The organism is Oleiphilus sp. HI0043 (genome assembly GCF_001634935.1).
Genome location: NZ_LWEY01001111.1, coordinates 1 through 6,772, shown reverse-complemented (window position 1 = coordinate 6,772; position 6,772 = coordinate 1). Strand labels below are relative to the sequence as shown.

12 protein-coding genes and 1 pseudogene are annotated in these 6,772 nt (G+C 40.8%); 8 read left to right on the top strand and 5 right to left on the bottom strand.

Annotated elements, in window-relative coordinates:
* Positions 1 to 436: transposase (locus A3729_RS12280; RefSeq protein WP_156497921.1), on the bottom strand; the 436-nt coding region annotated here is incomplete at its 3' end.
* 571 nt (positions 437 to 1,007) lie between these two features.
* Between A3729_RS12280 and A3729_RS12270 the strand changes: the two genes are divergently transcribed.
* Positions 1,008 to 1,868 carry a PhzF family phenazine biosynthesis protein gene (locus A3729_RS12270; protein ID WP_369808642.1) on the top strand — a complete coding sequence of 287 codons (861 nt, stop codon included), beginning with the start codon at positions 1,008 to 1,010 and terminating at the stop codon, positions 1,866 to 1,868.
* Between the two features lie 69 nt (positions 1,869 to 1,937).
* Here the strand turns inward: A3729_RS12270 and A3729_RS12265 are convergent, their stop codons facing one another.
* The 4 genes from A3729_RS12265 to A3729_RS12250 form a co-directional block, all read right to left on the bottom strand.
* Positions 1,938 to 2,255 carry a CcdB family protein gene (locus A3729_RS12265; RefSeq protein ID WP_068516653.1) on the bottom strand — a complete coding sequence of 106 codons (318 nt, stop codon included), beginning with the start codon at positions 2,253 to 2,255 and terminating at the stop codon, positions 1,938 to 1,940.
* A complete protein-coding gene (locus tag A3729_RS12260) occupies positions 2,255 to 2,500 on the bottom strand; it encodes a type II toxin-antitoxin system CcdA family antitoxin (protein WP_068516651.1) in 246 nt (81 codons plus the stop codon). Before A3729_RS12260 ends, A3729_RS12265 begins: the two co-directional genes overlap by 1 nt.
* 159 nt (positions 2,501 to 2,659) lie before the next feature.
* Positions 2,660 to 2,929 (bottom strand): Txe/YoeB family addiction module toxin, encoded by a 270-nt coding sequence (locus tag A3729_RS12255; protein WP_068516648.1) that lies wholly within the window; start codon positions 2,927 to 2,929, stop codon positions 2,660 to 2,662.
* Positions 2,910 to 3,182, bottom strand: a complete 273-nt coding sequence (locus tag A3729_RS12250) for a type II toxin-antitoxin system Phd/YefM family antitoxin (RefSeq protein ID WP_068516643.1) — start codon at positions 3,180 to 3,182, stop codon at positions 2,910 to 2,912. The genes A3729_RS12255 and A3729_RS12250 overlap by 20 nt, the downstream gene beginning before the upstream one ends.
* Positions 3,183 to 3,366: 184 nt before the next feature.
* On the opposite strand from A3729_RS12250, the gene A3729_RS12245 reads away from it, so the two are divergent.
* From A3729_RS12245 to A3729_RS12215, 7 genes and pseudogenes are all read left to right on the top strand, one after another.
* Positions 3,367 to 3,624: a type II toxin-antitoxin system Phd/YefM family antitoxin gene (locus tag A3729_RS12245; protein WP_068507610.1), complete on the top strand. Its 258-nt coding sequence runs from the start codon at positions 3,367 to 3,369 to the stop codon at positions 3,622 to 3,624.
* Complete coding sequence (locus tag A3729_RS12240) at positions 3,612 to 3,923, top strand: type II toxin-antitoxin system RelE/ParE family toxin (protein WP_068507613.1); 312 nt, start codon at positions 3,612 to 3,614, stop codon at positions 3,921 to 3,923. Before A3729_RS12245 ends, A3729_RS12240 begins: the two co-directional genes overlap by 13 nt.
* A gap of 77 nt (positions 3,924 to 4,000) precedes the next feature.
* Positions 4,001 to 4,387 (top strand): VOC family protein, encoded by a 387-nt coding sequence (locus A3729_RS12235; RefSeq protein WP_068516639.1) that lies wholly within the window; start codon positions 4,001 to 4,003, stop codon positions 4,385 to 4,387.
* A 90-nt stretch (positions 4,388 to 4,477) separates the two neighbouring features.
* Positions 4,478 to 5,041: a hypothetical protein gene (locus A3729_RS12230; RefSeq protein ID WP_068516636.1), complete on the top strand. Its 564-nt coding sequence runs from the start codon at positions 4,478 to 4,480 to the stop codon at positions 5,039 to 5,041.
* Between the two features lie 145 nt (positions 5,042 to 5,186).
* Positions 5,187 to 5,415 (top strand): annotated as a pseudogene (locus A3729_RS12225) (Txe/YoeB family addiction module toxin); the annotation flags it as partial.
* Positions 5,416 to 5,507: 92 nt separating this feature from the next.
* Positions 5,508 to 5,918 (top strand): DUF4345 domain-containing protein, encoded by a 411-nt coding sequence (locus A3729_RS12220; RefSeq protein ID WP_068516633.1) that lies wholly within the window; start codon positions 5,508 to 5,510, stop codon positions 5,916 to 5,918.
* 18 nt (positions 5,919 to 5,936) lie between these two features.
* Positions 5,937 to 6,395: a hypothetical protein gene (locus A3729_RS12215; protein ID WP_068516631.1), complete on the top strand. Its 459-nt coding sequence runs from the start codon at positions 5,937 to 5,939 to the stop codon at positions 6,393 to 6,395.
* Positions 6,396 to 6,772 lie beyond the last annotated feature (377 nt).

Here is a 6,772-nt window from a genome sequence, read left to right as displayed (position 1 = left end):
AATCATGCATTGCACGCTCACGTGCTCGAGATAGATCTCGTATTGCTTCATCTGCGGGTTCAGGAACGTAAATCGGATCAAGGTCGCCATTACGAACCAAACGAGCTAAATCTTGTGCATCGCGTTTATCTGTTTTCACGCGTTGTCCGGGTTTCTTTGGAATCAGTGATGGCGCAACAACATAGCAACAATGGCCTAAGCTTGTCAGCAATCGATAAATCCAGTAGCCACAGGGGCCTGCTTCATAAACAAAATGCAGGGTAGCCTGCGGGTATTTGCTTTCAAACTGTCTCGCCATCTTGGTAAGTGATACTTTGGCTGAAGAAACTCTTCCAAGGTGTTTTACTTCTGAGCCTCGTTGATCTTCGCAATATGCGACTTCGGTGAACTCCTTATGGGTGTCCAATCCGACAAAAATTATGGTATTGTTTTTCATGGTGCTGGCCTCCGCTTATATGGTATGACACATATATTATGGCTCTGGCTTTGCTAACCCACGATAGGAGGTCAGCACTCTTTTGGGACGTGGGGAGTCATTATGTCTATGTACATACAAGGAAAAGTAGTTAGTCACAATGTTCGAGCTTATTTTTACATTCTTTCAACCTTATGTGGCTTTGTTAGCAATATTTCTAACATTCCCATTCATATTACAATTCTTAAATTCAAAGTACTTAAAGGGTCGATTCAAGCGTTTTGGTATCGTATTATTCTCAACTCTCTTGGTGTTTTCGTATTGGTTGTTAAATATTGCGTTTTTCTCAGAAAGTGATGTGGCAGCTTTGTTACCAAAACCTGAAAATGTTCAAATTGGTCCAGAACATCAAACAACAATAGATACTGTCCATACAGGTTCACAGGTCACTACTTTTGCGCTTGGGTCTGTATTTAGCATTTTTTACTTAGTATTTGTATATTTAACTTGGTTGGTATTCTCACTATTATCGAGGCCTTTCCGTGACAACAGTACATAACCAAGCAATCAAAGATCGCCCACGAAAGGGCCCGTGGGCTGGACTCGCTTTGCTGCGCGCCGCTCGCCCTTTATTGCGGCGTTAGGTTTTTATCACACAGTATCGGATATGAAAATAAAACAATACCAAGTTGATGCCTTTGCAACCCGTGCATTCGAGGGAAACCCGGCGGCAGTATGTCCATTGGATAACTGGCTGAAAGATGAATTGCTTCAAGCCATCGCAGAAGAAAACAATTTATCTGAAACAGCATTTTTCGTGCCCACAGAAACTGGGTTTAATTTAAGATGGTTTAGTCCTGTTAAGGGGGTTGATTTATGTGGGCATGCCACATTGGCAACGGCTCATGTCATCTTTGAAATTCTTGGTCATACTGAACCAACGATTATCTTTGAGACGCGTAGCGGCAACCTTTGCGTGGAAAAGGATGGCAATCAACTAAAAATGGATTTTCCGGCGCTAGCACTAACTCCTTGTGAGGTTTCCGAAACTTTGGTTAAAGCCATTGGTGTGTGCCCCATTGAGGTATTGGTCGCGGATGATTACGTAGCTGTGTTTGATAATGAGGCAATCGTTCGAGCCATCACACCAACCCACTCTTTGCTTAGCCAACTCGATTTTCGCGGTGTAATCGTTACCGCACCGGGCTCCGATGTGGATTTTGTCAGTAGATTCTTTGCTCCTAAAATTGGCATCCCCGAAGATCCCGTTACTGGTGCAGCGCATTGCAAACTTGCGCCGTACTGGGCTGGTAAACTTGGGAAAAGCACTTTAAGCGCCAAGCAAGTCTCTAAGCGTGGTGGCAGCCTTACATGCGAAGTCAAAGCCGACCGAGTCATACTGTACGGAAGTACCGTAACGTTTATGGAGGCAGAGATTGCATTCGAAACCTAACAATGCCGTAAACTCGGAGGCATTTTTCGTTCGCGCTGCTCACTACAAATGCGCCGGTTACGGCTGGCGTTAAATGCCAGTAATCAACATATCTATCGCATCAATGATTTGGTAGCGATAATGTTCTAGAGAGTCTACTTCGGATTTCAGAAGCGTTTTAGGCACAGTTGTCATTTGGTTGGTAACGAGGACGAAATCCTCTCCTTCAATTCTAACTGTAGGACATAGCTTCTGAGCTACTTTTTCGTTAACTTTTTTCGAAGGGGTTAACGGGATAACTAGTCTTGAATTCAAGTCATTTAGTAAGTTGTTTTGCACATCAACAAAATAGGGGTATGTTTTTTTACTGCTTTTGTCTTTGTTCAAATAAAGCGTAAATTGGCTCATTAAAAGCTCCTGAATGAGTCAGAAAATAAACCATTCTCTTCACTCAACTTGTTCAGCTCGTCAATAGCATCTTTATTTTCTTTAAGCCATTGTTCGCGTTGTGCTTTTTTTACTTGAACAATCAAGGCTTGTTCAAGTGTCGCTGATAAGTTTATTTTCAAACTTTTAGCTTGATTTAAAAGGTCACTGTTTACTGTTAGGTTAGTAGCTTTCTTAGGCGCTTGCTGGTCAAAACTTGGTCGCATGGTATTTGCTCCTAATGCGCATTGTTTATATGTATTGTTATGCTATTCCATATCCAAGCATTTAACAAGCGGCTCCACCGGACAAATTTTAGTGTCACCATTTTTGTTCCAAAAATGCCGCCAATAAAATTTGCTCGGTGAGCCGGGCGTTAAGGCCTATTAGTGTTGGCCGTAGTGCCCACCAATAGCAAAAATGTAAATATACTCATCGTCGTATTTATAAATTAACCGGTCTTTCTGGCTTAGACGTCTCGACCAAAGTCCCGATAAATTATGCTTAAGTTGTTCTGGTTTTCCCGTTCCTTCGGCAGGGTTACCACGCAGCATTTCCTTAAGTTGTCGGCACAGTACCTTATATAGCTTTTTATCGTTTTCTCTTAAGGTTTCATATTCTTGCCATGTATTTCCCTCAAAGACCAGTGATCTCACTCATCTCCTCCTTGCTTGGCTTATAACCTTCATTGTCAGTATGTGTTTTTACCGAGTCAGCGATTTGCTTCATCAAGTTAGTATTCTGCAAAACATATAAGGTTTCTTGCTCTCTTTCCCAGTCGTCAGCACTCATCACAACAAAATCGTCACCGGCTCGCCTAGTTACCTTTAAGGGCTCATGGTTCCCAACTATCTGTTCTACAAAGCCTTTCAAGTTGTCTCTAAATTTATTAACACTTACACTATCCATAATAATCACCAATTAAATGTACGGAATTACCGTACAATATAAATTAAAAGCCTTAACAAGGCAATCAAAGAACGCCCACAAAGGGCCGTGGGCTGGACTCGTTTCACTCGCCTCTGCATAAGGCGTTAGTTTTTTTTGATTTCGAGTGATACTATAGTGATACATTTTAATATAAGGTGTCACTATGAGAACTGAAGTCGTTACTACATTAAAGAGACAAGCAACGAAACTGCTTGCAGATCTGCATGAGTCAAAAGAACCTATTCTTATAACTGAACATGGCCAGCCATCAGCCTATTTGGTTGATGTGGCTGATTATGAGTTGATGGTAGATCGGATGAAAATCCTGGAAGGTATCGCGAAAGGCGAACAGGCAATCCGTGAAGGTCGAACAATGGACATGTCGCAAGCTAAAGAGAAGATGAGTAAATGGCTCAAATAATCTGGACTGAGCCAGCATTAATTAATCTGAACGATATTGCAGATTATATTGAAGTTAGTAATCCGTACGCTGCGAGGCAGCTAGTAGAAAACGTTTTCAGCAAGGTGCAGAGGCTCGAACAATTCCCTGACTCAGGCAGAGTACCTGAAGAAATTTCGACTCTAAATTATAGAGAAGTTGTAGTAAATCCTTGTCGTGTTTTCTACAAAGTAGATAGCGACTCAGCCTATATCCTTCACGTATTGAGGCAAGAAAGAGATTTACGAAAGTTTTTACTATCTTCCGAAAATAGAAGCTAACCAAGCGTTCAACCGGTCTCGCCTTCGGGTTCAAGCCGCACCTAAAGGCGTTACATGTAAAAAATACAGGGTGTATTGTGCAAGTAGATAGAATTGATCACTTAGTTTTAACCGTCAAAGATATTGAGGAGAGTGTAAGTTTCTACCAATCAGTATTGGGCATGGAAAAAGTTATATTCGGTGAGTCCCGAGTTGCGTTGTCATTTGGCAATCAGAAAATAAACCTCCATCAACTGGGCAGTGAATTCGAACCTAAAGCGAATAATGTTAAATCAGGTAATGCTGATTTATGTTTTATTATTACCACCCCGATAGGTAGTGCTATCGAGCATTTAAACAGTTGTGACGTTACAGTGATCGAGGGGCCAGTAAGCCGTACAGGTGCAAAAGGTAAAGTTGAGTCAGTATATTTTAGAGATCCTGACGGCAACCTTATCGAGGTATCAAACTATCAAAACGTGTAACAAGGCCATCTTGCATCGCCCAGCCAAAAAACGGCTGGGCCGGACCTCACTTCGTTCGGCCACAAATGTAGGCGTTAGGAATATGAAACAATGAAATCGGTATCTACGGGTTTAAAAAAGATTCTTATTTTTACAGGAAGCACTGTAGCCTTATCAATTGGATATTATATATACGCCCTTAGCCTTTACCCGCCAGTTGAAGAGCGTGAAACATTTTTAGCTGAAATAGGTGAAGGGTTAGGAGAGATTGGTTTATGGCTACTCGTATTCATTTACGCCAGAACTCTAATCAAATTGTTTTTTGGAAAAGGGGCTATCGCTAAAAGGCTCTTACCAGAATACAGTATAGAGCTTGACCCGCCGCTTATAGATAGTTTGATCAATCTATTAAATAGAACGCATGTATATTTCGGTATCGGTGCGGTGGCTATAATACTTCTGCACATCGCTTTAATGGGTTTACCAATGCATATTCTTTTTTTCCCTGCGGTACTCGCACTAGTAATCTGGCAAGGGCTATTCGGTATTTTTATCAGCTGGCGATACTCTCCAAGAGAGTTGAAAAAATTGTCCTATCTTGTACATGCACAACTATTCACAGGTGTTATGATAGGTGTGTTCTCTTATTTTGGGCATCTGTTAATTGACGATTAAAATGCCTAACCAGTGCATTTACTCTAGAGTCCTGCAAATGCCGCTCATCTAAGTAAATCAATCCAGCAATATCGTGCAGGCAAAACAGAGGAGCATGGATTGCTCGATGATTGAAATATTAGCATCGACTACGGAGGCGTAGTCAGATTATGTTTACTGGCAAGGCCAAGACAAGAAAACACTTAAACGTATCAACAAGCTCATACCCGATACTCAACGTCATCATTTTGATGGGTATACGTAAACCTGAGCCTCTTAAAGAAAGCCTAGCTGATTTCTGGTCTCGCCGCATAGATGACAGTAATCGGTTGGTATATGTTGTTGACGATAATAAACTTATAATTATATCTTACCGTTACCACTATGAAAAATAATTTAACGAAGCATTCAGCAGGACTAGCCTCCCGCTCGCCCGGTTAACGGGGCGTTAGGCAAAAAATAGACTTCAACATCGAGGTATAATTGAATGGAATCAACACTAAAATACATCTTGTATGCACTAGCTTTAGTCGTCGCAATAACTGGGTTAAATGTCTTATTTGGTGGTGCTTCCGCAATTCCGGGTTCAACCGGAGGTGCAGAAGCAACAGTGGATAACGAATTAAGATTTTTCTCTGTTTTCTGGTTAGCTTATGGGGCCTTTTGCTTTTGGGTCGCTCAAAATATTCAGGCTCAATATAAGTTCATTCCATCTATTGCTTTGGTATTTTTTATTGGTGGGCTTGGCCGTTTAATTTCAATATTGTCCGTAGGACCTCCAGCTAGTGTTCTAATTCCGGCGATGATTTTAGAGTTTGTTATCCCAATAGCTATCTATGGTATTTACTGGAAAAAATATATTAAAAACATAACCAAGCAATCTTGTGGAACTCCGTGAGCTTTAATAAGGAAATTCATGCCAAAATTCGAAATGGAAATATCGTTGCCAGTTTGCCCCGAAAATTTATCGGCAGACCTATTGGTCATGTCGGGGGTTAATTACGAGTTATCTCCCATATTAAAAATGTCGGCCCCTCAACAATGGCCGGCAAAACCAATATCTGAGTGGCCAGTAAATGACGATATATTTTCGAGCATAATCTTATTATTTGGGTTCATCCCGGTTGATTTACACCGATTTAAATTTAGATCGGTCAATAGCATGGGTTTTATCGAATCATCAAAAACTATGCTCAATAATGTGTGGTCACATGAGCAAACTATTTCAGCTGATGGTTCAGGGGCAAAAATAAGAGATGTCGTTTATTTCAAAAGTAAATTAGGCTTTTTAGGTTATTTATTTAAACCAGTATTTCAATCAATATTTGCTCATCGTCATAAACGGTTAAAATCAAAGTATGCAAAAAGCAGCTAACAAGGCCTCATAGGGGCATCGTTAAGTTTCCTAAGAGGGGGTTTTCAACTAAGCTAGTAACTGGAATTTTTCTACACTGATGATCAAGGGGCAGATATGAAGTTGTCAGTAAATCAGTTCTTATTGTTCATAATTGCTTTACTTTGTGTACAGTTGGCGTGGGCAAATGAAGCAATAGACATTGTCACAGATCCATGGCCTCCATTTGCCTATGAAGAAGATAATAAAGTGGTGGGAACCGACGTAGAAGTTGCGTTATCAGTATTTCAGAAGCTTGGCGTAACAGCTAATATTCGATTATTGCCATGAAAACGCTGCTTGGGTTTAGTTAAAAACAAAAAAGCTGACGCAATACTAGCCGCTTCTATAACTGAAGA